Here is a 25,721-nt window from a genome sequence, read left to right on the forward strand (position 1 = left end):
TTGCCGGTCGGTGGGGCTGGGGATGTGGTAGGTGAGTTGCCGGTCGGTGGGGCTGGGGATGTGGTAGGTGAGTTGCCGGTCGGTGGGGCTGGGGATGTGGTAGGTGAGTTGCCGGTCGGTGGGGCTGGGGATGTGGTAGGTGAGTTGCCGGTCGGTGGGGCTGCGGATGCGATACGTGAGTTGCCGCTAGACGAGGTGAGTCCGGGGCTGCGGCAGGCAAGTCGCCGGTGTCTGGCGTTGCGGTAGCTCGATCGCCGGTCGATGGGACTGGGTTGCGGATGCGGTAGGTGGCTCGCCGGGCGATGGGATTGCGGCCGCGGCAGGTGCGTCGTCGGTAGGTGAGGTTGGAGATGCGGCAGGTGGGTTGCCGGTCTCTGGAGATGCGATCGGTGGGATGCGGTAGAAGCTTGCCCGTGGCTGGGTCGTGTTGCCGGGCTGGGTGAGGGCTTCTGGACTGCCGGGGACTCTCGTGCCGCGTCCGATGCGAGCGGGACTCTTGTACGCGGAGCGTGCTGTGGTGCCGGTCGGAGTCCCGCGAGACGAGGGGGACTATCGCGCGGTGCTGTTGGTCGGTGGCCGGTGGCCGGTGGCCGGTGGCCGGTGCGGTGGGGACCCTCGCGCTCGGCCACGGCGCGAGCGGGACTGTCGTGCGCCGCATTGGTCGGTAGCGGCCGTGCGACGGGGACTGTCGTGCCGTGGCGGTGGTGCGCCGGGGACATTGGTGCCGTAGCGGTTAGGTGCGAGGGGGACTTTGGCGCCGTACTGGCGGTGCGTGGGGGGCTGTCGTGCGGTAGCGGTGGTGCGTGGGGGACTGTCGTGCGGTAGCGGTGGTGCGTGGGGGACTGTCGTGCGGTAGCGGTGGTGCGTGGGGGACTGTCGTGCCGTGGCGGTGGTGCGCTGGGGACGTTGGTGTCGTAGCGGTTAGGTGCGAGGGGGACTTTGGCGCCGTACTGACGGTGCGCGGGGGACTGTCGTGCGGTAGCGGTGGTGCGCGGGGGACTGTCGTCGCGGGGCGAGAGGGCGCTTCGTACCGGGGGCCGGCGCGGTGTTGGTGCGCTGGTGACGATGTGGGGTGGGGTGCCGCCGACCAATGGCTCGTTGGGCGGTGAGGTTCCGGCTCGTCCTGTTGTGGTCGAGTCGGCTCGCGGCGTGAGTGTGCGGGGCCGGCGGATGGCCCATTCGCTTCGGGTGGCTGGACATGGCTTCCGGTCGATCGGCTCGTGCCAGGTTGCCTGGCTCGCGCCGGTCGGCTGCTGTGCGGCATGCTCCTGCCAGTGCCAGTGCCAGTGCCAGTGCCAGTGCCAGTGCCAGTGCCAGTGCCAGTGCCAGTGCCAGTGCGCACCATGTCTGGCGCTTGCCACATCCGGTCAGTGCCCGGTCGTCCTGGCTGATGTCAAAGGCCCTCGAACGTGCCGGGTGGTTGCCTCACAGCACGTCCGCGCCATGCCCGGCCTGGCTCGTACCATGGCCGGGCCGCGCCGTATCGGGCGATGTGCACCGTGCCGGGCTGCCCCGCGCCGGGTCGCGCTGCACGGCCGTGTCGCGGCGGGCCGCGCCGCATTGGTGCCACACGGGGTCGCGTTGCGCGGCCGCGTCGCACCGGCCCTACCGGGTCGCGCTGGATTGAACCCGGGGCGCATCGGGCGATGGCGCACCAGGTCGCGCTGCATTGGGCCGATGCGGCACCGGGCCGGGCTAAGCCGTGCCGGGTTGCCCACGCCGGGTTGCGCTGCACGGCCGTGCCATACCGGGGTCGCGCTGGGCCGGGCCGCGCCGCAGTGGGGCGATGCGGCATCGGGCTGGATGGCGCTGCATCGGACCGTCGCTCGGGGTGGGAGGACGTTCCGCGTACAGAAAAGCCGCCGGTCTCAGAACCACTCCGGTCCCGGGGTTCGGTGGTTTGGTTGCCATCCGGTTGCTTCGGTCAGGCGGGTCGAGATGATCCGTTGCGAGCGGGCCAGTACCGACATCGGGCCGAAGAGGCTCGCTGCCCACTGGGGCAGTGCGCGGGGGTGCGGTATTCCTGCGGCGGCGGCCATTGCCTCGCCGAGTTGTTGTTTCCGGACCGGGGTTGCGCCGACGTTGTAGGTTCCGCTCGGGGCGCGGAGGGCGGCTACCGCTGCGGCGGCCGCGTCGTCCGGGTGGACGGCGGTCGTCCAGGCGGTTCGGCGGCCGGTGATGAGCGGGGCTCCGTGGCGGGCTGCGGCCAGTTGTGCCTTCGTCATCGCGTCGTCGCCGACCAGGGTGGCGATGCGCAACCGGACCGCGGTTCGGCCGTCTGCTTCCAGCGCGGCGATGTTCGCGTGCCCGACGACTGAAGTGGCGGTAGGGAAGCGGGCGTCCAACGGGGCTTCTTCGTCCAATTCGGACTCACCGCCGTCCGCGTAGGCGAGGGAAATGCCTTCCTGCACCACGATTCCCACCTCGTCAACGCGACGTATCGCCGCGGCGAGTGTTTGCGTGCCCGAAGTGCGCAGCCGGTCGTTCTCGGCCCACGCGGAACGGAAGGCCGCGCGTTTCACCGCGGGGATCCGCGTGGCCAGGTTCAGCACGGCGTCGTGCCCGCGCAGCGCGGCGGTGAGGGCGTCCAGGTCGAACACGTCACCGGGCACCGGCTTCGCGCCGGTCTCCCGTACTGCACGCGTTCGCGATTCCGCCCGTACCAGCCCGCTGACCTCGTGCCCCTCCGTCAACAGCTGCTGCACGGCGGGGACCCCCAGTACGCCCGTCGCGCCGATCACCATCACTCGCATGTCCTGCTCCTCTCGGGTTCTCCCGGGGTGGACGGGACAGCGCGACCGGACGTGACAGCGATCAGCCGCCGGTGAGCGTGCCCACTTCGCCGGCCGGCGGGACGGCGACGGTGACCGGCGTGCCCCAGCCGGAATACCGCGCGGTGATCCGGGCATCGCCGGGCTCACCGGCGGCCTGCAGCACCGGCGACAGGTCCAGTACCAGCTGCAACGGCCGGTGCTGCTGGTCGAGCCACAGCTCCAGCGGGACGGTCGTGCCGCGGCCGGCCAGACGGGCCATCGCGTCCGCCGGCAGGCCCGCGGGCAGCTCGGAACCGAGCTTCGCCAGGTCGACGGTCAGGTGGTAGTGCTCGGCCGGGGTGTTTCCGAACCGGGTGTCCTCACTGGCGGCGAGGGTCCCCGCCGTGCGCACCTGGGTGAGCGTGCGCCCGGGGTCGTTCTGCTCGGCCAGCTGGGTCAGGCTGCCGCCGAGGACCTGCGAGAACGGATCGTTGCCGTCCGGCGACACCTGCACCCACGGCTTGCCGCCGGTCACCTGGTCCCGCGCGCCGTCCGGCACTTTCGCGTACAGGGCACGGTCGACGAGCCGCAGTTCGAGCGGTTCGCCGACGTAGTCCGTGGTCATCGTCAGTGACGTACCGGCGCGGTCGAAGCGTGCTTGCCCCTGTCCGTGCGACACGAACGTCCCGGTGGTGACGTCGGTGGTGAACCTCGCGGAGTGCCCGGCCAGCGTCGCGGCGGAGGCGGCGTCGGCCAGCGCCTGCGCGTCGGCGAACCGGTGCGACTCTCCACCGGAGCATCCGGCCGCGGCCACCAGCGCGGCGCACACCACGGCCGTCCTGCGCATCCGGAAACCCCCTCTGACCGGCCGAAAGCGTCCTTACGAAAACACAGCACGCGCGGTCGCCCCGTTCGGGGGAACGCGGACTACCGGCAGTAAACGCGAAAACGGGCCCCGAGCCGGGTGGCTCGGGGCCCGTGGCAGCGGCCCGGCTCAGTGGCCGAGCTTCTTCACGATCTCGCTGAAATCGCCGACCTGGTCGGCGGGCGGCGCGGCGACGTCCACCGGGGCACCCCAGTCGGTGTACTTCACGGTGACCTTGCCCGCGCCCTGCGCACCGGCGCCCATGGCCTGCATCAGCGCCGATTCGTCCATGGTGACCTGCACCGGCAGCTGGTCCTTGTCGAGCCACAGCTCGGCAGGGATCTTGATGTCCTTGCCCGCCAGCATCTGCGTCACCTTGCTCTTGACCTCCGCGGGGAGGTTGCCGGTGAACTGGTCGACCGCCTTGTTGACGTCCAGTTCGACCCGGTAGTGGTTGACCTGCCGGCCGCCCAGCTGGGTCTGGTCGGAGCCGATGATCCGGCCCGCCTTGGCAACCTGGTCGAGGATCTGCGTCGGGTCACTCTGCTTCGACGCCTGCGACATCGACTGGCTGAAGGTCTGCGAAAGCGGGTCCGTGGCGTCCGGGGAGATCTTCAGCCACGGCTTGTCGGTACCGAACTGCGCAGCCTGTTCGGCAGGCACCTTCATGTAGATCGTCTTGTCGACGTAGCGCATGTCGGTGCTGCCGTCCGGGCTGTCCATGGTGAGGGTGAACTTCGGGTCCTGGCCGTCGAAGCTCATCGCGCCCTTCGCGGTCACCGCCTTGCCGCCCATCGACATGTCCATCGAGATCTTGGCCGACTTCGACTTCGCGGTGCCCTGCTTGGCTGCGTCGGCCAGCTTGAGCGCGTCGCCGAACGGTGCGGCGAGCCCGCTGCCGGACTGGTCCTGTGCCTGGCCTGCCGGGGAGGCGGTGCCGTTCTCGGTCTTCGAGCCACATCCGGTCAATGCGAGCGCCAGCGCGGCACCCGCCGCGACGGCGAAGGTGGTGGTCTTGCGCATGTGTCCCCCTGGGAAGGTCGGTCGGGTGTCCGTTCTGCAACCGTGGTAGTGCCAGGCCACCGTAACGGTTACGCCCGTTCGGGTGATACCGCGGCGGCCGGGCCGGTGCCGATGGGACGCCGCCCGGCGCGAGCGGGTTCCCTCCGGAAGCGGCACCGGTGGATCAGGACTCCGCGCCGCCCGCGCGGGACACCAGCAGCCGGCGCAGCGAGGCCAGCCGGTCGGCGTCCGCGGGGGTCTGGCGGACGACGTCGTCCAGCGCGCAGCCCGGATCCTCCGGCGGGCCGAGGTGCCCGCAGTTCGACGGGCATTCCTCGGCGGCTTCGGCGAACTCCTCGAACGCCTCGACGATGTCGTCCGCGGTCACGTGCGCCAGGCCGAACGAGCGCACCCCCGGGGTGTCGATCACCCAGCCACTGCCGGGCAGCGGCAACGCGACCGCCGCCACCGACGTGTGCCGTCCCTTGCCCACCGAGCTCACGTCGCCGGTGGCCAGTTCGGCGTCCGGCACCAGCCGGTTGACCAGCGTGGACTTACCGACGCCGGAGTGCCCGACCAGCGCCGTCACCCGGTCTTCCAGCCGCTGTGCGAGCCCGTCGGGGGCTTCGTCGTGGCGGGTGACGACGGTCGGCACGTCGAGGCCCGCGTAACCGGTGAGCAGCTCGTCCGGGCTTGCCAGGTCCGCCTTGGTCAGGCACAGCACCGGTGCCAGCCCGCCCGCATAGCAGGCGACCAGGCAACGGTCGATGAATCCGGGGCGCGGGGGCGGATCGGCCAGCGAGGTGACGATGAGCAACTGTGCGGCGTTGGCCACCACCACTCGCTCATGCGGATCGGTGTCGTCGGCGGTACGGCGCAGCACACTGCTGCGCTCCTCGACGCGGATGATCCGGGCGAGCGTGTCCGGCTTCCCCGAAACGTCGCCGACCAGCGCGACCACGTCCCCGACGACCACCGAAACCCGGCCCATCTCGCGTGCCCGCATCGCGGTGACGATGCGGTCCGGATCGGCGTCCACCGCGCACGTCCAGCGCCCGCGGTCCTTGCCGACGACCATCGCGGTGACCGCGTCCGCGTGCTCCGGCCTGCGTTTGCTGCGGGGCCTGGAACCCTTGCCGGGACGGATCCGCACGTCGGATTCGTCCAGCCGTCTCCAGTCGCCTCGCGCCAAACCGCCCACGTCCTCCCGGTAGTCCTGCCTGGTCGAATGATCCCACGCCGGTCGCGCGCCGCCCGGTCAGCGTGCGACGATGGCCGGCGAGGCACCTTCGAGGAGGTTGGCATGTGCGGCCGTTACGCCGCGACCAAGGACCCGGCGAAGCTCGTGGAAGAGTTCGCCGCAGTCGACCTGACCGAGGGCAGGGCCAGGGCGGATCACAACGTCGCGCCCACGAAGAACGTCGTCACGGTGGTGCAGCGGCATCCGCGCGATGCCGAGGGCCAGGTACTCGAAGAGGAGCCCGCGCAACGGTCGCTGCGGATCATGCGCTGGGGCCTCGTGCCGTTCTGGGCCAAGGACGTGTCGGTCGGCTCGCGGATGATCAACACCCGTGCGGAGACGGCGAAGGAAAAGCCCGCGTTCAAGCGCGCGCTCGCCGCACGGCGGTGCCTGGTGCCTGCCGACGGCTGGTTCGAGTGGCGCCGCACGGGCAAGGAGAAGGAGCCGTTCTACATGAACGACCCGTCCGGCGCATCGATCGCGTTCGGCGGGATCTGGGAGAGCTGGCGGCCCAAGGACGATGCGGACGCCGACCCGCTGATCACCTTCTCGATCATCACCACCGATGCCGAGGGCCAGCTCACCGACGTGCACCACCGGATGCCGCTGATCGTGCCGCGCGAGGCCTGGACGGGCTGGCTCGACCCGGACCGGTCCGAAGTGGACGAACTGCTCGTGCCGACGCCGCCGCCGATCGTCGAGTCACTCGAACTGCGCCCGGTGTCGAATCTGGTGAACAACGTCCGCAACAACGGACCCGAGCTGCTGCAGCGGGCCGACGACGGCCAGGCGGTGGACTCGTTGTTCGACCTGCCGAAGCCATGACCACGCTGGAGATCGCCACCGGATACGGCACCGCGCGTGCCGAGCTGCACTGCGCGAAGGACGGTGGCGCGGTACTGCTGCTCGGCCACGGCGCGGGCGGCGGTATCGGAGCGAAGGACCTGGTGGCGGTCACCGGCGCGGCGAAGGCGGCGGGGGTGCACGTGGCGCTCGTCGAGCAGCCGTACCGGGTGGCCGGCCGGCGCGCACCCGCCCCGGCCAAGCAACTGGACTCGGCGTGGCTCACCGTCGCCGACGAGCTGTCTTCCCGTTTCGACGCGCTGCCTCTGGTGTTCGGCGGCCGGTCGTCGGGCGCACGGGTGGCGTGCCGCACGTCCGCGGAGGGCCAGGCGGTCGCGGTGCTGTGCCTGGCGTTCCCGGAACACCCACCGGGCCGCCCGGAGAAGACCCGCCAGCCCGAGCTCGACGCGGTGACCGTCCCGGCACTGGTGATCCAGGGCGAGCGCGACCCGTTCGGCCGCCCCGCCCCGTCCCCGCACCACGAGATCGTGACGGTCGGCGGTGACCACAGCCTGTCCTCCGATCTGGACACAGTGGCCCGCGCAGCGACGGAATGGCTGGGACGGGTACTACGGCCGCACTGGTGAGCCATTGTGGATAACTCGACCGGACGGTGCCGCAGGTCGGCGTGCGCTACCCAGGGTTGTCCACAACCCGGCGACCCGGTGGACAACACCCGCCGACTCGGGCACGGGACCGATGCTGCCGGATACGCTGGGCTGGTCGACCTTCAGAAACCAGCGGCTCGCCCGAACCCGGCACCATCCCGAAGCCCACCGCCGTCCAGACCCCGGAACCCAACCGTTTTGCGTCCTCCGAGGCCAGGGTGGCGCTGGGACCCTGGCGGCTTCCGGACTCCGGCCGCTGCCGGAACCTAGGTGGCTGCCGGGGCTCGCCTGCCTGCGGGACTGGGCGACCTTCGGGCTTCAGCCGCCCGCTGGTACGCGGAGCGTACTGCGGGACCGAGCCGACCTTCACGACCTGGGCGACGCGCGCTCCGCATGCAAGACCTCGGGATCTGGGCGAGCCTCCGGGACCCGGCCGACTTGTGGGACCCGGGCTGACCTCCGGAGCCCAGCTGACCTGTGGGATCTGGGCGAGCCTCTGGGACCCGGCCGGTCTCCGGGACCCCGCTAACGTCCGGAGGCCCCGCCGATCTCCGGGACCTAGCCAACCTCCGGAATCCGACCGACCTTCGGAACCTGGCTAACGTCCGGAGACCCGGCCGATCTCCGGGACCTAGCCAACCTCCGGAATCCGACCGACCTTCGGAACCCGGCTGACCTTCGGGACCCGGCCGATCTTCGGGATCTAGCCAACCTCCGGAATCCGACCGACCTTCGGAACCCGGCTGACCTTCGGGACCCGACCAACCCCCGAGCCCCAGCCAACCTTCGAGACCCAGCCACCCCCAAGGCTCAGTGGGTTGCGATGGGCGCTACCACGGCGTTCGTCAGGCGGGCCAGGTCGGTGGGGGCGAGTTCGACTTCGAGGCCCCTGCGGCCGGCTGAGCAGTAGATCGTCGGGAAGGTTTCGGCTGAGGCGTCCAGGACCACCGGTAGCCGGGTGCGGTGGCCTAGGGGGGAGATGCCGCCGAGGACGTAGCCGGTCGCTCGCTGGGCGGCGGACGGGTCGGCCATTTTCGCCCGTTTGCCGCCCGTGGCGGCGGCCAGTGCTTTGAGGTCCAGCTGGCCGGTCACCGGGACCACACCGACGGTGAGTGCCGTCGACGTCCGCGACCAGGGTCTTGAACACCCTTGCCTGCTCCAGGCCCAGTGCCTCGACCGCCTCCAGGCCGTAGGACTCCGCGCGCGGATCGTGGTCGTAGGCGTGCACGGTGTGCGCCACCTGCTGTTTCGTGAGCAGCGCCGTCGCCGGTGTTCCCTTGCCCGCCATGGTGCTCGAGTCTAGGAAACGGGATGGGAATGCGCTGCCGCCACCTGCTGTTGAACACATCGTGACCACCACGCTCACTACTTCCCGCCCCAACCGGAGCCGTCCCCGGGCAGGCTTCACCGGTCCGCGCGTAAACTCGGAGGCGCCGTATGCGCGTCCGCGCATCGACGCCGAACGGGAAGGGAACGGTTTGCCGAGCACCCCCAACTCCGCGCCGGAGACGGCGGCCGACGAGCTGGAGCTTGCCGAGCGCTTCGAGCGCGACGCGATGCCCCTGCTCGACCAGCTGTATTCGGCTGCGATGCGGATGACCCGCAACCCCTCCGATGCCGAGGACCTGGTCCAGGAGACCTACCTGAAGGCCTACGCGGCGTTCGCGTCCTTCAAGGCCGGCACGAACCTCAAGGCGTGGATGTACCGCATCCTCACCAACACCTACATCAACGGCTACCGCAAACGTCAGCGGCAGCCGGTGCAGCAGCCGACGGAGGAGATCTCCGACTGGCAGATCGCGCGGGCGGAGAGCCACACCTCCGCCGGGCTGCGTTCGGCCGAGGTCGAGGCGATGGACAACCTGCCCGACACCGACGTCAAGGCAGCGCTGCAGAAGCTTCCCGAGGAGTTCCGGCTGGCGGTCTACCTTGCCGACGTCGAGGGCTTCGCGTACAAGGAGATCGCCGAGATCATGGACACGCCGATCGGTACCGTGATGTCCCGGCTGCACCGTGGCCGCGCCCAGCTGCGCGACCTGCTGGCCGACGTCGCGCGTGAGCGCGGCTTCATCCGCGGGGGCCGCGAGGAGGTGGCGAAGCGATGAGCACGGAGGACTCGCCGGAGGCCAAGATCCGGTGTGAGGACGCGCTGGCCGAGATCTACCTGCTGCTGGACAGCGAGTGCAGCCCGCAGCGCGACGCGGAGCTGCGCCGGCACATCGAGGACTGTCCGCCCTGCCTCGAGGAGTACGGCATCGACGGGCAGCTCAAGCAGCTGCTGGCCCGCAAGTGCGGCGGCGAGCACGCCCCGGCGGAGCTGAAGAGCAGGCTGCGCGCCTCGATCCGGCAGACCGTGGCCACCCAGGGTGGCGTCACCGTGGAGCGCACCGAGATCACCGTCGAGCAGCGCACCGGCGAGTAGCCCAAGACGACGACGGCCCCCGTACCGATGCGGTGCGGGGGCCGTGTCGTGTCCGGGCGCGAGCTCAGGCGTTGGGCTTCTTGCCGTGGTTGGCGCCGTTCTTCTTGCGGTCGCGACGCTTGCGGGCGCGTTTCGACATGCTTCTCTCCTCGGTGTGCGCTGCGTGGCCCGGGTGCGGGGTGCGAAGCACCGGCCGGGCTCGGGTCAACCGCTCCAGTGTGTCATGCGGGCCCGGCCTGACCGGCGGCGCCCGTGCTCTGCGCCGTAGGCTCGGAGGGGACGAGCCGAGGAGGACACCGGGATGACCGATCGCAGCAGCCTGCCCGTACCGGGAAGGGACAGTTAGCCGTGTCCACGCTCTCCGACCTGCTTGCCGAGAACACCGGCCTGCCCGGCGAGGCGGCCGACCACCTGCAGACCGTCGTCGCGGAGTGGCAGTTGCTCGCCGACCTCTCGTTCGCCGATTTCCTGCTGTGGGTTCCGGTCGCGGAGGAACTCCAGCTCGACGGCGGCGATTTCGTGTGCGTCGCGCACGCCCGGCCCACCACCGCACCCACCGCGCACCCGGAGGACGTGGTCGGCACCCGGTTCACCGTCGACGAACACCCGCAGCTGGCCAAGGCGATGCGCGAGATGAAGATCGGCCGCGAGGAGGATCCGCACTGGTACCGCGATCTGCCGATGCGGCGTGAGGCGGTGCCGGTGAGCTTCGGCGGCGAGGTGATCGCGGTGCTCAGCCGCGAAACGAACCTCGCCGCGCCCCGCGTGCCGAGCCCGTTGGAGATCGCCTACCTCGGCAGTGCCGGCGACCTGTGCCAGATGATCGTGGACGGCACCTTCCCGCCGGCGAGCGGCAACGAGGCCGACACGCACACCAGCCCGCGGGTCGGGGACGGCCTGGTCCGGCTCGATGCGAGCGGGACCGTGGTGTTCGCCAGTCCCAACGGACTGTCCGCCTACCACCGGATGGGGCACGAGGCGGATCTGGTCGGGCAGCGGCTGGCGCCGCTGACCCGGTCGCTGATCCGGGATCCGTTCGATGCCACCGAGGTGTCGCACCGGATCATCGAGGCACTCGACGGCAAACCCTCCACCCGCACCGAGGCCGATTCGAAGCTCGGCGCGGTGGTGCTGTTCCGCGCGCTGCCGCTGCGCCCGGCCGGGCAGCCCGCGGGCGCGCTGGTCCTGGTGCGGGACGTCACCGAGGTCAAACGCCGGGACCGGGCGCTGCTGTCGAAGGACGCCACGATCCGCGAGATCCACCACCGCGTGAAGAACAACCTGCAGACCGTGGCCGCCCTGTTGCGGTTGCAGTCGCGGCGCACCACGAGCGACGAGGCGCGGCTGGCGCTGGGTGAATCGGTGCGGCGGGTGTCGTCGATCGCGATGGTGCACGAGGCGTTGTCCATCTCCGTGGACGAACGCGTCGACCTGGACAAGCTCCTGGACAACGTGCTGCCGATGGTCGGTGAGGTGGCCACCGCGGAATCGCAGGTGGGCCTCACGCGCAAGGGCTCGTTCGGGGTCGTGGTGGCGGAGATCGCGACGCCGCTGGTGATGGTGCTCGCCGAACTCGTGCAGAACGCCATCGAACACGCCTTCCCGCAAGGACGGCCGGGCAAGGTGGAGCTGATCGTGGAACGGTCGGCGCGCTGGCTCGACGTGCTCATCCGGGACAACGGCCGCGGTCTGCCGTCCGGGTTCTCCCTGGAACGCAGTGACGGGCTGGGTCTGCAGATCGTGCGCACCCTCGTGGAATCGGAACTGCGCGGATCGCTGTCCCTGCGCAAGATCCGCACGGACGACGAAGGCAACCGCGTGCCAGGAACCGAGGCTGCACTGCGGATCCCGTTGTCCCGTCGGCTCTGAACGACGGATGTGTCCGAAGTGGAACGATCCACATCGGACACGACGAAGGGCCGGTACCGAAGTGGTACCGGCCCGTTCGACGTTGTTCCGCGGGAGGACTGGGAAGTCCTGATGAGACGGCACCCGGGTGCGGGGTGACCCGTCTCGATTGTTACGCTGAAACCGGATATGTGTCGCCAAATGCGGCGCGGGCGCAGAAGTGCCCGCCGGGCGAACGTGTGTTGCTACCGGTTTCGGGTGGTGCTGAGCCGGGGAGGCTCAGGCGGTGGTCCGCGTGCCGATGTGCGTACGGCGGCGCTTGAGCGCGCGTCGCTCGTCCTCGCTCATGCCGCCCCACACGCCTGCGTCCTGGCCGCTGGCCAGAGCCCAGGCCAGGCAGTCGGAGGCGACGGTGCAGCGGTGGCACACGGCCTTTGCCTCGGAGACCTGCAGCAGAGCCGGACCGCTGGTTCCCACCGGGAAGAACAGCTCGGGGTCCTCGTCTCGGCAGGACGCGTCGTGGCGCCAGTCCATGTTCGTGAGCTCCTTCACAGTGACGCGGGAGGGCCGCGCCACAGTCGTCATGGCGGTCGTGTTTTTGGGTGCTTGTGAATGCTTTCACGAAGCACCGCGTTCGACAAGGGTTTCCGGAAGATCGGTGAGTCAGCTCACCCGGCCGAGCTATGCCCCTGACCTGCGGTTTCTGTCCGAAACGGGCCGCAGGACGGAAGGCCGATGCGGTGAGCGGAGGTTCTGCGTCGACGAACGGCAGAAGGCACTTTGCCGGGGGCGATCAGTGGTCGTTCGATCACGCAATTACCGTGAGTGCATCCGGCACGCTCTGGAATTCCACTCGCGTCCGTTGCCCCACGAGGTCGCCGTCGACCTGGAAATGTACCGGTTGAGCTGCATCGATGCGGACCAGCGGCAGATCGTCCCGGCGCATCAGCCTGCGTCCGTGCTGGTCGCTGTCGGTGAGCAGAGCTTGCCGTACATGCGTGCACACGGTGGGCAAGCTCAGACCGCTCAGCGCGAACAGGCCGAGTCCGGTGTCGAACGAGCAGCCCGAGTTGAGGTGCACCGCACGTTCGCCGAGGTAGCTCCACGGATCGGTGTTGGAGACGAAGGCGGTCACCACCTCCGCGGGCTCCTCGCCGGGGATCCGCACGGTCAGCGTGGGACGGCCGAGTGGCGGGCGGAAGTAGGAGCGGACCGCGGCCCGCAGGTAGAGGCCCGCGGTGGTCTGCTTGCCCCGGCGCTTCGCGACCCTGCCGACGACGTCGGCGTCCCAGCCGAGTCCGGCGTTGAAGGTGAACCAGTGCCGGTCGGCCCTGCCGAGCCCGACCCGGCGGCGCCGGTCGGTCTCCAGCGCAGTGAGCAGCCGGTGGGTGGCCTCGACCGGATCGGCAGGCAGTCCGAGCGCACGGGCGAACACGTTGGCCGACCCACCGGGCACGACGCCGAGCGTCGGCACCGCGCCGGCCTCATCCGGGGACCCGCCGGAATCCGAGAGCAGCCCGTTGACGACCTCGTTCACCGTGCCGTCGCCGCCGTGCGCCACGACCAGGTCGATGCCGTCGCGCGCGGCCGCCCTCGCCACGGCCATCGCGTGGCCGCGGTAGTCGGTCTCCACGACGTCGAGCTTGACCTGGCTGGCGAGCGCGTGCGCCAGCACGTCCCGGCCACCCGGGGTGGTCGAGGTGGCCTGGGGGTTCACGACGAGGATGGCGCGCACTACCGCAGAGTAGGTGACGCTCGCCGGACAGGAGAACCTCCGGCGGCACAAGGTGACGCGAAGCTCAGCGGCCGCGAGTGCCGTCCTCGGCACGGTTACCGGTGACCCTGTGGCGGGCGGTCCTCCTTTGCCCACGGCGACTCTGTGCATCGTGACAAGTGCACCCGGGCCGACCGCCCGCTCATCGACGACACCCCGATTTTTACCTGGCCGCCGCCGCGCGAAAACGGCCGACCGGGTGGCATACCATCGAAAGTGCTCACGTATTGTGACCCGCCCTGGTCGGGTGCCTGTGCTCCCGCAAAGCAGCTGAAAGGCCGCGCCCGTGTCGTTGCCCGAGAACCCGCCGCCGACGCCGATCGAGGTCCGCCTCGCCGGGCTGTTCACCGGACTGCCCGGTCTCGGGCTGCTGGTCCTCGGCGTGGTGATCCTGGTCGAGGGACTCGGCACGCCACCGCGGCCGGGGAACAACATCTGGGCCGAGTTCAGCACCTACGCGGTGCTGGCGCTGGCCTTCCTCGCCGCGTCGATCGGGCTGCTGCTCGGCCGCACCTGGGCGCGGTCCCCGGGGGTGGTGGTCGCGCTGCTGCTCATCGGCGTGGGCTGGTACATCCTCGGTCCGTCCGGTCAACCACTGTGGGGCGCGCCGATCGGGCTGTTCGGGATTGCCGCACTGGTACTGCTGTTCCGCCGCCCGGCTCGCGCGTGGGCACTCGGCATGCGCGAGGACGAGACCGAGGAAGAAGCCGCCGAACGCGGCGGGCTGGCGGGCAGGCGCGCGGAACGGGAAGGCCGCGAGCGCAAGTAAGGCCGGGATTCGTCACGGCCGACCGGTAACGGCGGCCCGGACGGACCCAGCCTGGCGCGGCGCGGCATCCGGGTGTGCGCCCCGGGTACGTAGCGGAAGCAGCCGGAGTACGGCGCGGGTGTGCCGGACCCGCTGGGCGCGGGGCGGGTGCTTCGGATCAGTCGGGCGACGCGGCGGGTCAGCCGAGGTGCGGTGCGGGCTCGCAGCGGGTCAGTCGGGTGCGGCGGGTCGGCAGGAGGTGCCGTGCCGGTGCGCAGCCGGGCTGGGTGCCGCGGGCCAGCAGGAAGTGCGGTGCGGGTGCGCAGCCGGACTGGGTGCGAATGTGCGGCTAGTTCGTCGGCGACGGAATGAGCTGGCTCGGCTCAGGCTTCCTTGGCCAGAGCGCGCAGTGGTTCGTCGGTCAGCCGGTACACCGACCAGCCGTCCTGGGGCAGGGCGCCCAGTGCGCGGTAGAACCCGATGGCCGGGTTCCAGTCCAGGACCGACCACTCCAGCCGCTGGTAGTCGCGGGCCACGCACTCCTCCGCCAGTGCCGCCAGCAGTGCCTTGCCGAGACCGGATCCGCGTAGCTTCTCGTGGACGAAGAGGTCTTCGAGGTGGATGCCGTGCGTGCCGCGCCAGGTGGAGAAGTTGAGGAACCACAAGGCGAAACCGCCGATCGCACCGTCCACTTCGGCCACATGGCCGAACAGCGCGGGAGCGGGCGAGAACAGCGCGGTACGCAACTGTGCCGCGGTGAGGTGGCATTCCTCCGGCGCACGTTCGTAGTCGGCCAGTGCGTGGACCAGCTCGACCACGGCGTCGACGTCGTCGGACCGGATCCGCCGCACCCGCGGGTCGGACACCTCAAGCCTCCAGCGCGGGCAGCAGGTTCAGATGCTCGACCTGCGGTTCGCCGCGTTCGTCGCCGAGTACCGCGAGCCCGGCCGGGTCGAGTCCGAAGTGGACACCGGCCTCGGCGGGCAGGCCGATCCAGCGTGCCACGAGCACCCGGCTGAAGTGCCCGTGGCCGACCAGGACCACGTCGCCGTTCTCGATTTCGCTGCGGGCCCGGTCGAGCAGCTTGTCCGCGCGGGCACCGACGTCCGCCGCGCTTTCCCCGCCGGGTACCGGATGGGTCCAGATGGTCCAGCCGGGCACCGTTTCGCGGATGGCCGAGGTGGTCACGCCCTCGTAGTCGCCGTAATCCCATTCGGCCAGGTCGTCGGTGACTTCGTCGACGCGCAGGCCGGCCAGCTCCGCAGTGCGCAGCGCGCGGCCGCGTGGGCTGGACAGCACGAGCTTCGGCCCGCCGAGCAGCGTGCGGAGGGTGCCGCCCGCTGCGCGAGCCTGCTCCTCGCCCGCCGCGGTGAGCGGGATGTCGGTGTGCCCGGTGTGCCTGCCGTTGACCGACCACTCGGTCTGGCCGTGCCGGAGAAGAAAGAGCTGATGTGCCACGAGGCCGAATATAGCCGTGCCCCGGTTTGCCGGTCGGGTGACCGGTGTGCTTGTCTACTCGTGAGTAACTTCACTGGGAGGTGCTGGATGGCGTTGCTCTCGACCTACCCGCTGTGGCGCGGCCTGGTTGGCAAACCCGGTGGTAAGCAGCTGTTTTCCGCCGCGATGTGCTTGCGTGTGCCGTACTTCGGCACGGTGCTGCCGACGGTGCGGGAGCTGCGTGCAGGGCACTGTTCGGTGACCGCGCCGAAGTGGTGGGGTGTGCACAACCACATCGGCACCTTTCACGCGATCGCCGCCTGCAATCTCGCCGAAATCGCCATGGGCATGCTGGCCGAGGCCACTGTTCCGGCCTCGCACCGGTGGCTGCCCAAGGGGATGGAAGTGAGTTATGTCGCGAAAGCGGAAACCGGTCTGCGCGCGGTCGCCGAACTGCCGGAGATCCCGGCCTTCGGCGACGACGGCTTCGACCTCCCGGTGCCGGTGCGGATCATCGACGCACGCGGCGCCACGGTGGTCACCGCCACGATCACGATCTGGATCACCCCTCGCAAGCCCTAGCGCGGCAACGGCTTCTCGCTGCGGCGATCAGCTCGCTGCGACGGCGACTGTCGCGTCGAGGGGCGGACTGCTGCGGTGGCGGCTTCCATGCCGAGGGCGGTCCGCTGTGGCTTCCGTTGAGTGGAGTGGGCTTGCGGTGGTGACGGCTTCTCGTCGAGGGGAGTGGGCTCGCCGCGGTGACGGCTTCTCGTCGAGAGGGGCGGTCTGTGGTGGTGACGGCTTCTCGTCGAGAGGGGCGGTGTGTCGCGGCAATGGCTTCCGTGGGCGGAGTTGCTCGCTCTGGTGACTACTTCCGCTTTGTGGAACTTCCCGTCGTGGCAACGGTTTCCGGGTGGCCGCTGTCCGGTTGGCCCGGCCGGGTGAAACCGGCGCCGGCTACCAGGCAAATGCGAAAATTCTTCAACTCTGGTCTTGTCAGCCCGCGAACCCGTAGTCAGGATTGCCGTTCATGCCCTCTCTGAGCCGTCGCCGATTCCTCGGCCTTGCCGCGTTGAACACCGCTGCCACGTTCGGGTTGACCAGTATTTCGGCGAATTCCGCACGGGCTGCGACGCCGTTGCCGGAGTACTCCCCGGCGGTGGTGATCGGCACCGGGTACGGCGCGGCGGCCACCGCGCTGCGGCTCGGTGAGGCGGGTGTTTCCACGCTGATGCTCGAAATGGGCCAGTTGTGGCACGACCCGGGTCCGGACGGCAAGGTCTTCTGCCAGATGCTCAATCCGGACCGGCGGGCGATGTGGTTCAAGAACCGCACCGAGGCGCCGCTCGCGTCGTTCCTGTGGCTGGACATCGCCAACCGCGACATCGATCCCTACGCCGGTGTCCTCGATCGGGTGAACTTCGGCGACATGTCGGTGTACCTCGGCCGCGGTGTCGGCGGTGGCTCGCTGGTGAACGGCGCGATGGCGGTGACCCCGAAACGGTCGTACTTCGAGGAAATCCTGCCGCAGGTCGATGCGGACGAGATGTACGGCAAGTACTTCCCGCGCGCCAACACGGCACTGGGCATGAACCGGGTCGACCCGAACTGGTTCGAGACCTGCCGTTCCTACCAGTACGCGCGGGTTTCCCGGAAAGCCGCGGAAAAGGCCGGGTTCCAGACCACGTTCGTGCCGAGCGTCTACGATTTCGGCTACCTCGAGCAGGAAGAAGCGGGCACGGTCGAGCGGTCCGCACTCGCCTCCGAGGTGATCTACGGCAACAACCACGGCAAGCGCTCGCTGGACCGGAGCTACCTCTCCGCCGCGCTCGGCACCGGGCACGTGACCATCCAGACGCTGCACGAGGTCCGCGAGATCATCCAGCAGCCCGATGGTTCCTACACCCTCGTCGTCCGCGAAATCGATCCCCACGGCACGGTGCTGGCGACCAAGCACGTGACCACGAAGCACCTCTTCCTCGGTGCGGGCAGCCTCGGCTCGACCGAACTGCTGCTGCGTGCCCGCGAAACCGGACGGCTGCCGAGGCTGCCCGAGGCGGTCGGACAGGGCTGGGGCACCAACGGCAACGTGATGCTCGGCCGCGCCAACCACGTCTGGGACACCACGGGCAGCCTGCAGTCCGGGATGCCCGCGCTCGGCATCGACAACTGGCACGATCCGGTGCACCCGGTGTTCGCGGAGATCGCGCCGGTGCCCGCCGGGCTCGAAACCTGGGTGAGCCTGTACTTGGCGATCACGAAAAACCCCGAACGCGGCCACTTCACCTACGATCCCGGCAGTGATTCGGCGAAGTTGCAGTGGACCGCCGCACAGGGCCAGCCGTCCGTCGATGCCGCGAAAGCACTGTTCGACAAGATCAACTCGGCGAACTCCACGATCTACCGGCACGACCTGTTCGGCGACACCCGGCCGTTCGAGAACCGGTTCACCTACCACCCGCTCGGCGGGCTGGTGCTCGGCGAGGCGACCGACGGCTACGGGCGCGTGAAGGGTTACCGCAACCTCTACGTCACCGACGGATCGCTGATCCCCGGCAGCACCGGGGTGAACCCGTTCGTGACGATCACCGCGCTGGCCGAGCGCAATATCGAACGGGTGCTCGCCGAGGACGCCGTGGGGTGAGTGCTCAGTGCCGGGCCGAGCGCAGCTTCTCGTAATAGCCGGCGCAGTCCTCGTAGAGCGGCAGCAATCCCTGGTCACGGGCTTGCGCGAGGCTCGGCGCGGTGCGGTCCTTTTCAGACACGACGGGGGTGAGCTCGTTCGGCCACGGCAGGCCGAGCTCCGGGTCGAGCGGGTCGACGCCGTGCTCGCCGGACGGGTTGTAGGGCTCCGAGCACAGGTACGTCATCACGGTGTTGTCCTCGAGGGCCACGAAGGCGTGCCCCAGCCCTTCGGCGACGTAGACCGCGTTGAACTCCCGTGCGTCGATCAGCACCGAATCCCAGCGGCCGAACGTCGGCGAGCCGACCCGCAGGTCCACCACCACGTCCAGCAGGGAGCCCGCCGGGCAGTAGAGGTACTTCGACTGGCCGGGTGGGGTGTCGGCGAAGTGGACACCGCGGATGACCCCGCGCCGGGAGACGCTGTGGTTGGTCTGGCCGACCCGCAGCGGATGCCCGGTCGCGCGGACCAGCGCCTCCTCCTGGAACGGCGCGACGAACAGACCGCGGTCGTCCGGGAACACCCGCGGGGTGAATACGTAGGCGTCGGCGACCTCGAGCGGGCGGAAGTCCATGAGCTCACCATATCGAGTGCTTTTCGACCCGCGGACGCCGCGGTCCGGGATTGCTGAATCGGTTCCGTGCCAGGGAAAACCGCGTTCCGAAACCGGACGGACGTCTTGGGAGTAGGGGTTGTGGTGGCGCAACCCGCGGAATCTGTGACGTGAACCGCACCGAGGGGTCGCGACCCGGTCCTCGCCTGTCATGATTGCCGGACCGCAGCGTCCGCGGCCATCGCCACACCCCACGGATCGGATGGCTGCCGTGACGCCTCGCCGACAGGCCGGCGCTACCGCGCTGGGCTGCCGTACGGAGGACTAGTTCCATCGGGGCCGGGTGCGCCTTCGCCCGTACCGGATGGTCCCCCGCTCGCAGTCCCAGGAGTGTTTCGCATGACCCAGATCCACCCGCCGAATTCCGTCATTCCTTCGGGGCGGACCCCGGAGACGACGACAGGAAACCCGATGACCGACCAAGCCGGCAGCACTACCGCCGCCGCGGTGACCGACGCCGAGATCTTCACCGGGCACGAGGGCGGCAAGCTCGCCGTCGCGGCCACCCGGCCGATCGCCGACCCGCGTGACCTCTCGATCGCCTACACGCCCGGCGTGGCGAAGGTGAGCCGCGCGATCGCCGAGGACGCCGCCAAGGCGAAGCGCTACACCTGGGCCGACCGGCTCGTCGCGGTGGTCAGCGACGGTACCGCGGTGCTCGGCCTCGGGGACATCGGCGCGAGCGCCTCGCTGCCGGTGATGGAGGGCAAGTCGGTGCTGTTCAAGACCTTCGGCGGCCTCGACTCGATCCCGCTGGTGCTCGACACCACCGACGTCGACGAGATCGTCGAGACGCTGGTGCGGCTGCGCCCGTCGTTCGGCGCGGTCAACCTGGAGGACATCTCCGCACCGCGGTGCTTCGAGCTGGAGGACAAGCTCAAGGAAGCGCTCGACTGCCCGGTCATGCACGACGACCAGCACGGCACCGCGATCGTCACGCTCGCCGCGCTGCGCGGGGCGAACCTGGTGCTCGACCGCGACATCGCGGGCGAGCGCGTGGTCATCTCCGGTGCGGGTGCGGCAGGGGTGGCCTGCGCCCGGATCCTGCTCGCGGCCGGGGTGGCCGACGTGACCGTGCTCGATTCGCGCGGCATCCTGCACACCGGGCGGGAGGGACTGAACCCGATCAAGCAGCAGCTCGCGGAGACCACCAACAAGGCGGGCCACACCGGCGGGCTCGCCGAGGCGCTGCGCGGCGCCGACGTGTTCCTCGGGCTGTCCGGTGCGACGATCGAGCCGGAGCTGCTGTCCACCATGGCGGACGACGCGATCGTGTTCGCACTGTCCAATCCGGACCCGGAGGTGCATCCGGACGACGCCGCGCGGCACGCCGCGATCGTCGCCACCGGGCGCAGTGACTTCCCCAACCAGATCAACAACGTGCTGGCCTTCCCCGGTGTGTTCCGCGGGGCGCTCGACGCCGGTGCGCGGGCGATCACCGAGAACATGAAGCTGGCCGCGGCGGACGCGATCGTCGCGGTGGCGTCCGACGACCTCGGCCGCGACCGGATCGTGCCGAGCCCGCTCGACCCGCGCGTCGCACCGGAGGTGGCCGCGGCCGTCGCGAAGGCGGCCGAGCAGGACGGCGTCGCCGGCTGAGCGATCCCCATTAAAGGGCTCCCCGGTGCTCAGCCGGGGAGCCCTTTCGCGCGGTCAGGTCCGTTCCGGCCCGCCGCACGCGGTCCTCAGCCGGGCAGGAGTTCGGCCAGCCGGTGCCGTGGCACGTCGACGAGCCGGAGATCCGCCAGGTCCGGCGGGGCGTCCAGCACCGCATTGGCGAGCCGGGCGTGCCCGCGGGTCAGCAGGTCCGAGGGATGCTCGACCAGATCGGCCACCACCACCGCGTGCCGGTTGTCCGGCGTGCTGCGCAACAGGCGCAACCGGTACTTGGCCGACACCAGGCCGGTGAGCGCGGCCTGGGCCTGCGCGTCGCCGAGGTCGGGGTGGTTGTTCGGGACCAGCAGGGCCAGCCGTCGCGCGTTGGTACCCAGCAGGGTGCGCAGCAACCACGGGCCGGGGTCGCCGGAGAGGTCCATCGCGACCGCGTCGCCCTCCGGGCCCGAACTCGCCCAGCCGACCGGACGGGTCTCCAGCGCGAGCCCGCCCTCGGCGGCGATCTCGCGCACGGCGGCCAGCAGCGCGGGCTTGGTCCCCGGCGCTTCCACCGACTGCGGACCGCGGGTGTAGATCGTGGAGTTTCCCTTGCGTCCGCCGGCTTTCTTCGCTTTCGCGGTCGGCTGGCACACGTACAGGTCGGCCGCACCGCCGATCGCCTGCGCACCGGTGTAGCGGTTGAAGTCCGGCAGGATCGCTTCGAAGGTCAGGCCGAGTGTCGCGAGTGAACGTTGCACCTGCGCGCCCAGCGCCGGGTGCCGCGGGCTGTAGCCGTAGGCGAGCAGGATCCGGCCGAGGGTCGGCTCCCGCAGCGCCTGCACCGCTCGTGCCGCGAACAGCCCCATCCCTTCCGGCGTGTACGGCGGATCGCTGAACACGAGGTCCGCGGTGCCGGTCACCGACGGCGGGAGCCCGACGCGCAGATCGGTGTGCACGGTGCGGATCGCGCGTTCGCTCGTTGCGTCCAGGTAGGACAGAACGCGCTCGTCGAGATCCACCACGCTCAGCTGTGCCTGCGGGCACACCGCGTGCACGGCCAGCGACGTCAGGTCGTGGTCGCCGAGGAAAAGCACCGGGGTGCGGCGCAAGTCGTACCGCGAATCCAGCCACAGCGCGCGCCGCAGGATCGTCTCCGGCGTGGCCTGTACGTGATCGAGGGCGGCCAGCGGCGGCGGCACGGCGGCGATCCGCTCGGCCAGCGCGGCGAGCAACTCCGGCCGCGCGGCCACCGCGGCGTCGAGCGGATCGGGCAGCTCCGGCAACGCGTAGGTCCGGTAGGCGGGGCACGCCCGCGGGGTGATCCGGACTCCCGCGGCGGACCGCTCCAGATCCGCCTCCAGCGCGGCCAGCACGTCCTCCACACTGCGGCGCGGCGCGCCGGTCAGCCGCACCAGGTCGGCGAGTTCGTGCGGGCCGGTGCGCAGCAGACCGAGCACCTGGTACAGCGGGCGGACCGCGGCACCGTGCGCGGCGAGCACGTCGTCGAGAGCGGTCACGGTGGCCGAGCCTAGCTCGCCAGTTTGTGGGACACGCTGCCAAGGGTTGCCGATTCGGCTACGGTCGTTGCTGCGTCCGATCGAGGGAGAAGTCTGTGACAATCGAGTTTCGCGACGTCACCAAACGGTATCCGGATGGCACCGTCGCCGTCGACGGGCTCTCCCTCACGGTGGAGGACGGCACGATCACCGTCTTCGTCGGCCCCTCCGGCTGCGGCAAGACGACCTCGCTGCGCATGATCAACCGGATGGTCGAGCCCACCGCCGGCAGCGTACTGCTGGACGGCGAGGACGTGGCCGCGCGCGATCCGGCGGTACTGCGCCGCGGGATCGGCTACGTGATCCAGCACGCCGGGCTCTTTCCACACCGGACAGTGCTGGACAACGTCGCCACCGTGCCGCTGCTGTCCGGATGGGACAAGCGCAAGGCCCGCGCGCGAGCGGGCGAGCTGCTGGAAACGGTCGGCCTGCCCGAAGGGCTCGGCAAGCGGTACCCGGCGCAGCTGTCCGGCGGGCAGCAGCAGCGCGTCGGTGTCGCCCGCGCGCTCGCCGCCGATTCGCCGGTGCTGCTGATGGACGAGCCGTTCTCCGCGGTCGACCCGATCGTCCGCGAAGGGCTGCAGGACGAGCTGTTGCGGCTGCAGTCCCAGCTGGGCAAGACCATCGTGTTCGTCACGCACGACATCGACGAGGCGGTCCGGCTCGGGGACAAGGTCGCGGTGATGCGCGTCGGCGGGAAGCTGGCCCAGTACGGCACCCCGTCGGAGGTGCTGCGCCAACCGGTGGACGATTTCGTCGCCTCCTTCGTCGGCCGCGACCGCGGCTACCGCGGGCTGTCCTTCCTCTCCGCGGCCGGCGTGGAGGTCTCGCCGGTGCACACCGTCGAGGTCGGCAGCACAGTGGACAGTCCGTCGCAGGGCTGGCTGCTCGCGGTGAACAACGACAAGCAGCCGCGCGGCTGGCTGCCACCCGGCTCCACTGTGGACGGTTCGCTGACCGAAACCGACCTCGTGGCGGGCGGATCGCTCTACATCCAGGGCACGCCGATCCGTGGTGCGCTGGATGCCGCACTGTCCTCGCCCGCCAGTCTCGGCGTGGTCGTGGACGAGCAGCTGCGGGTGCTCGGCACGGTGGTCGCACACCAGGTCCTGGACGTGATCGAGGCTTCCCCGCAGGGGTCCTGATGGGTGGCTTCTTCGACGAGCTCGGCCGCTATCTGTCCAGTGCGAACAACCGCGGCGAGCTACTCGGCGACCTCGGCGAGCACATCTACCTCGCGCTGGTACCGCTGGTGCTCGGGATCGTGCTGGCGATCCTGCTCGGCTGGCTCGGGCACCGCAGCCGGGCGGTGCGCAGTGTGCTGCTGGTGCTGTCGAACCTGCTGTACACGATCCCGTCGCTCGCGTTGTTCGTGGTGATCCCCGGCATCATCGGCACCAAGATCCTGGACAGCGTGAACGTGATCGTCGCGCTCACCATCTACACCACCGCGCTGCTGGTGCGGCCGGTGCTGGACGCACTGGACGCGGTGCCGCCGCACATCGTCGCGGCCGCGACGGCGATCGGCTACCGCGGGCCGCGCCGGTTCTTCGGGGTGGAGCTGCCGCTTTCGGTGCCGGTGCTGGCCGCGGGCGTGCGGGTGGCGGCGGTGAGCAATATCAGCCTGGTGAGCGTCGGCGCGCTGATCGGTACCGGCGGGCTCGGCGTGCTGTTCACCGACGGGTTCCAGCGTGAGTACTTCTCGCCGATCGTGGTGAGCATCGTGCTCACCCTGCTGCTCGCACTCGTCGTCGACTTGCTGCTGGTGCAGCTGCGCAATCTCCTCACCCCCTGGGAGCGCGCGAGCCGTACCACGGCCGGAGCGGAGGTGACGGCCGGATGATCGGCGACGTCTTCGGCTGGTTCACCACGGCCGCGAACTGGCAGGGCGCGGACGGGATCGGCGCACGGCTGGGCGAGCACGTGGGCTACGTGCTGCTCGCCCTCGTCATCGCGCTGGTGATCGCGGTCCCGCTGGGCCTGTTCGTGGGGCACACCGGACGCGGCGGGGTGGTGCTGGTCAGCGCAGGCAATGCGATCCGCGCGCTGCCGACGCTGGGGCTGATCACGTTCCTGTTCCTGCTCTTCACCGAGAGCACCACGGCCACCGTGATCGGGCTCGTGGTGCTGGCGATCCCGCCGGTGCTCGCGGGTACCTACGCCGGACTGCTCGCGGCCGAACACGACGTGGTGGACGCCGCGCAGGGTATCGGCATGACCGGCTGGCAGCGGCTGTGGCAGGTGGAGGTGCCGATCGCGCTGCCGCTGGTGCTCGGCGGGATCCGCAACGCCGTGCTGCAGCTGATCGCGACCGCGGCGGTGGCCGCCTACATCGGGCTCGGCGGGCTCGGCCGGTTCCTGTTCGACGGACTGGCCATTTTGGACTACACCAAGGTGGTCGCCGGCGCGATACTGACCGCCTTGCTGGCGATCGTGTTCGACCTGCTGCTCGCCGCGGTGCAACGAGCGCTGGTGCCGAAGGGAGTCCGGCTGGCCGCGAAGGCGGCATCCGGCCGGGCGGTGTCCGCGGGAGGCGTGGCGTGAAGCGGCTGGGAGTACTCGTGGCGGGGCTTGCCCTGCTGGTGTCGGCGTGCGGCAACCCGCTCGCGGGCGGCGGTGAGGGCGGTAATTCGGGCGACCTCATCATCGGTGCGTCCGACGTCGGGGAAAGCCTGCTGCTGGCCCAGATCTACGCCGGTGCGCTGCGCAACGCGGGTGCCGGCAACGTCACCGTGCGTCCGCCGGTCGGCAGCCGCGAGGTCGTGGTGAAGGCGCTGCAGGACAAATCGTTGTCCGTGGTGCCGGACTACAGCGGAAACCTGTTGCGGTACTTCGACAAGAACGCCGAGCAGACCACGTCGCAGGACGTCTACGCGCAGCTGAAGCAGAAGCTGCCCGCCGGGTTCGAGGTGCTGGACCAGTCCCCGGCGGAGGACAAGGACCTGCTCGTGGTGGGCCGAAAGCTCGCCGACTCCGGCGTGCGGACGTTCTCCGATCTCGGCCCGCGTTGCAAGGACCTGGTGATGGGCGGGCCGGGGCAGTGGAGCAGCCGGTGGAAGGACCGGATCAAGCAGCTCTACGGCTGCGAGTTCAAGGAGATCCGCACCACCGACACCGGCGGCCCGGTGACCGTGGCCGCGCTGAAGTCGGGCGAGGTGCAGGTGGCCGACCTGTTCAGTACCTCCTCCACCATCGCGGCCAACGGTTTCGCCCCGCTCGAGGACGACAAGCACATGTTCCCGGCACAGAACATCGTGCCACTGGCCGCGAAGGGCGTGCTGGACCCACGCGAGACCGCCGCGCTCAACCGCGTCTCCGCAGCGCTGACCACCGAACAGCTGACCGAGCTGAACGTCCAGTTCACCGAGGAGAAGCGCAACCCCCTCGACATCGCGGACGACTTCCTGGCACACAACGGCCTCAAGGCCTAGGTGCACTGACAATGTCTTGGTCTAAGCGGCCACGGTGTGGAGGATGACCGTTGGTCGGTAGATGATGGCGAGTTTGTCGTAGCGGGTAGCCAGGCCTTGTCATTGCTTGAGCAGGGTGAGGCGGTGTTCGACGGCGTTGGGGCGGTGGTAGTCGACCGGGTCGAAGGCGGGTGGCCGGCCGCCGCGGGAACCGTGGTGTCTGCGGTGCCCTGCTTGATCGGCAGGTTCGGGTAGCACAGCGGTGATGCCGTGGTTGCGCGGATGTCCGCGGGTCGCGTTCGAGGAGTAGGCCTTGTCGTCGCGGG

Annotated in this window: 24 protein-coding genes and 2 pseudogenes; 13 read left to right on the forward strand and 13 right to left on the reverse strand. The window is 70.1% G+C overall.

Going from position 1 to position 25,721, the window contains the following annotated elements; all coding sequences use genetic code 11:
- Positions 1-1,868 precede the first annotated feature (1,868 nt).
- The 4 genes from ABD793_RS32165 to rsgA form a co-directional block, all read right to left on the reverse strand.
- Complete coding sequence (locus ABD793_RS32165; protein WP_344866883.1) at positions 1,869-2,753, reverse strand: NAD-dependent epimerase/dehydratase family protein; 885 nt, start codon at positions 2,751-2,753, stop codon at positions 1,869-1,871.
- A 61-nt stretch (positions 2,754-2,814) separates the two neighbouring features.
- Positions 2,815-3,600, reverse strand: a complete 786-nt coding sequence (locus tag ABD793_RS32170) for an SCO4651 family lipoprotein (RefSeq protein WP_344866885.1) — start codon at positions 3,598-3,600, stop codon at positions 2,815-2,817.
- 147 nt (positions 3,601-3,747) lie between these two features.
- A complete protein-coding gene (locus ABD793_RS32175) occupies positions 3,748-4,641 on the reverse strand; it encodes an SCO4651 family lipoprotein (protein WP_344866887.1) in 894 nt (297 codons plus the stop codon).
- A gap of 163 nt (positions 4,642-4,804) precedes the next feature.
- Complete coding sequence (rsgA, locus tag ABD793_RS32180; protein ID WP_344866939.1) at positions 4,805-5,812, reverse strand: ribosome small subunit-dependent GTPase A; 1,008 nt, start codon at positions 5,810-5,812, stop codon at positions 4,805-4,807.
- Between the two features lie 111 nt (positions 5,813-5,923).
- On the opposite strand from rsgA, the gene ABD793_RS32185 reads away from it, so the two are divergent.
- Positions 5,924-6,685 carry an SOS response-associated peptidase gene (locus ABD793_RS32185; protein ID WP_344866889.1) on the forward strand — a complete coding sequence of 254 codons (762 nt, stop codon included), beginning with the start codon at positions 5,924-5,926 and terminating at the stop codon, positions 6,683-6,685.
- On the forward strand, positions 6,682-7,290 hold the full coding sequence (locus ABD793_RS32190; RefSeq protein ID WP_344866891.1) for an alpha/beta hydrolase family protein: 609 nt from the start codon (positions 6,682-6,684) through the stop codon (positions 7,288-7,290). The genes ABD793_RS32185 and ABD793_RS32190 overlap by 4 nt, the downstream gene beginning before the upstream one ends.
- Positions 7,291-8,121: 831 nt before the next feature.
- Here ABD793_RS32190 and ybaK read toward each other — a convergent pair.
- Positions 8,122-8,599: pseudogene (gene ybaK / locus ABD793_RS32195) on the reverse strand (Cys-tRNA(Pro) deacylase).
- 190 nt (positions 8,600-8,789) lie between these two features.
- Here ybaK and ABD793_RS32200 point away from each other — a divergent pair.
- Positions 8,790-9,416: a sigma-70 family RNA polymerase sigma factor gene (locus ABD793_RS32200; RefSeq protein ID WP_344866893.1), complete on the forward strand. Its 627-nt coding sequence runs from the start codon at positions 8,790-8,792 to the stop codon at positions 9,414-9,416.
- Positions 9,413-9,733 carry a mycothiol system anti-sigma-R factor gene (gene rsrA, locus ABD793_RS32205; RefSeq protein ID WP_344866895.1) on the forward strand — a complete coding sequence of 107 codons (321 nt, stop codon included), beginning with the start codon at positions 9,413-9,415 and terminating at the stop codon, positions 9,731-9,733. The genes ABD793_RS32200 and rsrA overlap by 4 nt, the downstream gene beginning before the upstream one ends.
- Before the next feature lie 64 nt (positions 9,734-9,797).
- On the opposite strand, the gene ABD793_RS42860 is transcribed toward rsrA, so the two are convergent.
- Positions 9,798-9,872, reverse strand: a complete 75-nt coding sequence (locus tag ABD793_RS42860) for a 50S ribosomal protein bL37 (RefSeq protein ID WP_098515123.1) — start codon at positions 9,870-9,872, stop codon at positions 9,798-9,800.
- A gap of 209 nt (positions 9,873-10,081) precedes the next feature.
- On the opposite strand from ABD793_RS42860, the gene ABD793_RS32215 reads away from it, so the two are divergent.
- Entirely contained in the window at positions 10,082-11,602 is a 1,521-nt protein-coding gene (locus ABD793_RS32215; RefSeq protein ID WP_344866899.1) for a sensor histidine kinase, read from the forward strand.
- 258 nt (positions 11,603-11,860) lie between these two features.
- On the opposite strand, the gene ABD793_RS32220 is transcribed toward ABD793_RS32215, so the two are convergent.
- Complete coding sequence (locus ABD793_RS32220) at positions 11,861-12,115, reverse strand: WhiB family transcriptional regulator (protein ID WP_344866901.1); 255 nt, start codon at positions 12,113-12,115, stop codon at positions 11,861-11,863.
- Between the two features lie 274 nt (positions 12,116-12,389).
- Complete coding sequence (locus tag ABD793_RS32225; protein ID WP_344866903.1) at positions 12,390-13,316, reverse strand: diacylglycerol/lipid kinase family protein; 927 nt, start codon at positions 13,314-13,316, stop codon at positions 12,390-12,392.
- Between the two features lie 325 nt (positions 13,317-13,641).
- Here ABD793_RS32225 and ABD793_RS32230 point away from each other — a divergent pair, with 325 nt between their 5' ends.
- A complete protein-coding gene (locus ABD793_RS32230; protein ID WP_344866905.1) occupies positions 13,642-14,124 on the forward strand; it encodes a hypothetical protein in 483 nt (160 codons plus the stop codon).
- A gap of 362 nt (positions 14,125-14,486) precedes the next feature.
- Here the strand turns inward: ABD793_RS32230 and ABD793_RS32235 are convergent, their stop codons facing one another.
- On the reverse strand, positions 14,487-14,969 hold the full coding sequence (locus ABD793_RS32235; RefSeq protein ID WP_344866907.1) for a GNAT family N-acetyltransferase: 483 nt from the start codon (positions 14,967-14,969) through the stop codon (positions 14,487-14,489).
- A 1-nt stretch (position 14,970) separates the two neighbouring features.
- Positions 14,971-15,561, reverse strand: a complete 591-nt coding sequence (locus tag ABD793_RS32240) for an acid phosphatase (RefSeq protein ID WP_344866909.1) — start codon at positions 15,559-15,561, stop codon at positions 14,971-14,973.
- A gap of 87 nt (positions 15,562-15,648) precedes the next feature.
- Between ABD793_RS32240 and ABD793_RS32245 the strand changes: the two genes are divergently transcribed.
- Both ABD793_RS32245 and ABD793_RS32250 read left to right on the forward strand, forming a co-directional pair.
- Positions 15,649-16,122 carry a hotdog fold domain-containing protein gene (locus tag ABD793_RS32245; RefSeq protein ID WP_344866911.1) on the forward strand — a complete coding sequence of 158 codons (474 nt, stop codon included), beginning with the start codon at positions 15,649-15,651 and terminating at the stop codon, positions 16,120-16,122.
- Between the two features lie 448 nt (positions 16,123-16,570).
- Positions 16,571-18,184, forward strand: coding sequence for a GMC oxidoreductase (locus tag ABD793_RS32250; RefSeq protein WP_344866913.1), 1,614 nt, complete (start codon positions 16,571-16,573; stop codon positions 18,182-18,184).
- Positions 18,185-18,188: 4 nt separating this feature from the next.
- On the opposite strand, the gene ABD793_RS32255 is transcribed toward ABD793_RS32250, so the two are convergent.
- Positions 18,189-18,797: a dTDP-4-dehydrorhamnose 3,5-epimerase family protein gene (locus tag ABD793_RS32255; RefSeq protein WP_344866915.1), complete on the reverse strand. Its 609-nt coding sequence runs from the start codon at positions 18,795-18,797 to the stop codon at positions 18,189-18,191.
- Between the two features lie 450 nt (positions 18,798-19,247).
- On the opposite strand from ABD793_RS32255, the gene ABD793_RS32260 reads away from it, so the two are divergent.
- Positions 19,248-20,435, forward strand: a complete 1,188-nt coding sequence (locus tag ABD793_RS32260) for an NAD(P)-dependent malic enzyme (protein WP_344866917.1) — start codon at positions 19,248-19,250, stop codon at positions 20,433-20,435.
- Positions 20,436-20,521: 86 nt separating this feature from the next.
- Here the strand turns inward: ABD793_RS32260 and ABD793_RS32265 are convergent, their stop codons facing one another.
- Positions 20,522-21,946, reverse strand: coding sequence for a bis-aminopropyl spermidine synthase family protein (locus ABD793_RS32265; protein ID WP_344866919.1), 1,425 nt, complete (start codon positions 21,944-21,946; stop codon positions 20,522-20,524).
- Positions 21,947-22,041: 95 nt separating this feature from the next.
- Between ABD793_RS32265 and ABD793_RS32270 the strand changes: the two genes are divergently transcribed.
- Genes ABD793_RS32270 through ABD793_RS32285 form a run of 4 tightly spaced genes read left to right on the forward strand, consistent with a single transcriptional unit; the run spans position 22,042 to position 25,416 of the window.
- Positions 22,042-23,130, forward strand: coding sequence for an ABC transporter ATP-binding protein (locus ABD793_RS32270; protein ID WP_344866921.1), 1,089 nt, complete (start codon positions 22,042-22,044; stop codon positions 23,128-23,130).
- Positions 23,130-23,828: an ABC transporter permease gene (locus ABD793_RS32275; protein WP_344866923.1), complete on the forward strand. Its 699-nt coding sequence runs from the start codon at positions 23,130-23,132 to the stop codon at positions 23,826-23,828. Before ABD793_RS32270 ends, ABD793_RS32275 begins: the two co-directional genes overlap by 1 nt.
- Complete coding sequence (locus ABD793_RS32280) at positions 23,825-24,529, forward strand: ABC transporter permease (RefSeq protein WP_344866925.1); 705 nt, start codon at positions 23,825-23,827, stop codon at positions 24,527-24,529. The genes ABD793_RS32275 and ABD793_RS32280 overlap by 4 nt, the downstream gene beginning before the upstream one ends.
- The gene (locus ABD793_RS32285) at positions 24,526-25,416 is read left to right on the forward strand and encodes an ABC transporter substrate-binding protein (RefSeq protein ID WP_344866927.1); all 891 of its coding nucleotides are present in this window, start codon (positions 24,526-24,528) and stop codon (positions 25,414-25,416) included. Before ABD793_RS32280 ends, ABD793_RS32285 begins: the two co-directional genes overlap by 4 nt.
- 99 nt (positions 25,417-25,515) lie before the next feature.
- Here the strand turns inward: ABD793_RS32285 and ABD793_RS32290 are convergent.
- A pseudogene (locus ABD793_RS32290) lies at positions 25,516-25,721 on the reverse strand (IS5 family transposase); the annotation flags it as partial.

Origin of the sequence: Amycolatopsis ultiminotia (assembly GCF_039536925.1) — a bacterium.
Taxonomy (GTDB): Bacteria; Actinomycetota; Actinomycetes; order Mycobacteriales; family Pseudonocardiaceae; genus Amycolatopsis; species Amycolatopsis ultiminotia.

Excerpts from the sequence above, each read along its gene's own strand:
- ABD793_RS32255 (WP_344866915.1), bottom strand. The coding sequence starts at position 18,797 with ATGGACTTCCGCCCGCTCGAGGTCGCCGACGCCTACGTATTCACCCCG.
- ABD793_RS32260 (WP_344866917.1), top strand. The coding sequence starts at position 19,248 with ATGACCGACCAAGCCGGCAGCACTACCGCCGCCGCGGTGACCGACGCC.
- ABD793_RS32245 (WP_344866911.1), top strand. The coding sequence starts at position 15,649 with ATGGCGTTGCTCTCGACCTACCCGCTGTGGCGCGGCCTGGTTGGCAAA.
- ABD793_RS32190 (WP_344866891.1), top strand. The coding sequence starts at position 6,682 with ATGACCACGCTGGAGATCGCCACCGGATACGGCACCGCGCGTGCCGAG.
- ABD793_RS32280 (WP_344866925.1), top strand. The coding sequence starts at position 23,825 with ATGATCGGCGACGTCTTCGGCTGGTTCACCACGGCCGCGAACTGGCAG.
- ABD793_RS32185 (WP_344866889.1), top strand. The coding sequence starts at position 5,924 with ATGTGCGGCCGTTACGCCGCGACCAAGGACCCGGCGAAGCTCGTGGAA.
- ABD793_RS32275 (WP_344866923.1), top strand. The coding sequence starts at position 23,130 with ATGGGTGGCTTCTTCGACGAGCTCGGCCGCTATCTGTCCAGTGCGAAC.
- ABD793_RS32175 (WP_344866887.1), bottom strand. The coding sequence starts at position 4,641 with ATGCGCAAGACCACCACCTTCGCCGTCGCGGCGGGTGCCGCGCTGGCG.
- ABD793_RS32220 (WP_344866901.1), bottom strand. The coding sequence starts at position 12,115 with ATGGACTGGCGCCACGACGCGTCCTGCCGAGACGAGGACCCCGAGCTG.
- rsrA (WP_344866895.1), top strand. The coding sequence starts at position 9,413 with ATGAGCACGGAGGACTCGCCGGAGGCCAAGATCCGGTGTGAGGACGCG.
- ABD793_RS32250 (WP_344866913.1), top strand. The coding sequence starts at position 16,571 with ATGCCCTCTCTGAGCCGTCGCCGATTCCTCGGCCTTGCCGCGTTGAAC.
- ABD793_RS32165 (WP_344866883.1), bottom strand. The coding sequence starts at position 2,753 with ATGCGAGTGATGGTGATCGGCGCGACGGGCGTACTGGGGGTCCCCGCC.
- ABD793_RS32170 (WP_344866885.1), bottom strand. The coding sequence starts at position 3,600 with ATGCGCAGGACGGCCGTGGTGTGCGCCGCGCTGGTGGCCGCGGCCGGA.